Origin of the sequence: Roseomonas sp. TAS13, assembly GCF_001950415.1 — a bacterium.
Classification (GTDB): domain Bacteria; phylum Pseudomonadota; class Alphaproteobacteria; order Acetobacterales; family Acetobacteraceae; genus Roseomonas; species Roseomonas mucosa.
The window spans coordinates 1-713 of sequence record NZ_BDLP01000772.1 but is presented as its reverse complement, the minus strand read 5'-3'; the positions used below and the strand labels follow the sequence as shown (position 1 = coordinate 713).

General features: G+C 61.4%; 1 protein-coding gene. It reads right to left on the bottom strand.

Annotation, left to right across the window (positions count from 1 at the left end; all coding sequences use genetic code 11):
• A partial coding sequence (locus ROTAS13_RS25425) for a transposase (protein WP_171979260.1) occupies positions 1-689 on the bottom strand: 689 nt, incomplete at its 3' end.
• Between the last annotated feature and the right edge of the window lie 24 nt (positions 690-713).

Sequence of the window (713 nt, the reverse complement as noted above, 5' to 3'; positions counted from 1 at the left end):
GTGCGGAACCAGGACTTTCGCCGGTAGCCATGACCTGCCGTTTCAATGTTGGTCCGGCCTTTGCTCCGTGATGCGCAGGCATGAGCCCATGCCAGAGCCAGCGTGACCATGGCGACAAGCAGGTGCAACTTGGCAGGACGGGTGATCCTGGTGTCCTCCATGTTGAAGCCCCGCGTCTTGGTATCGGAGAAGAGGCATTCGATCTGCCAGCGCTTCCTGTAGATGGACAAGGCAGCTTTCGGCTCGCGATTGGTGGCGATGACGATCATGGTGCCGTCTTCGCGTCGTTTGGCAACGAACGCCATCGTTCTGGCGTAGGCCGCACTCATTCCCGCGAAGTGTCCTTTGTGGCCGGCCAGTTGAAGGCGCGTCCTCTTGTGTCTGGTCAGGGAGGCAAGCGCGGCTTTGCGGCCGTCATCCAGAACGACGTCAAGGTTCTCCTTGACCCTGATCGCGAAAGGGATGTCGTTGCCCAGCAGGAACTCGAACCAGTGATTGCCGACGAACTCGCGGTCGGCAAGCAGGGTATCGATCGAGCCCGCGCCGAATATGGCCAGGTAGCGCGTCATCAGGTCCTTGCGGTCAGTGGTGCTGCTGCAGCCCGCCGCAAGCACGCTCCACAGGATGGGGATGCGCACCCGACGCGCGGCAATCGCCAGCACCAGAAGGTTGATGTCCTTCGCACCCACCTTCCAGCTGGTCCGGTCCAGACA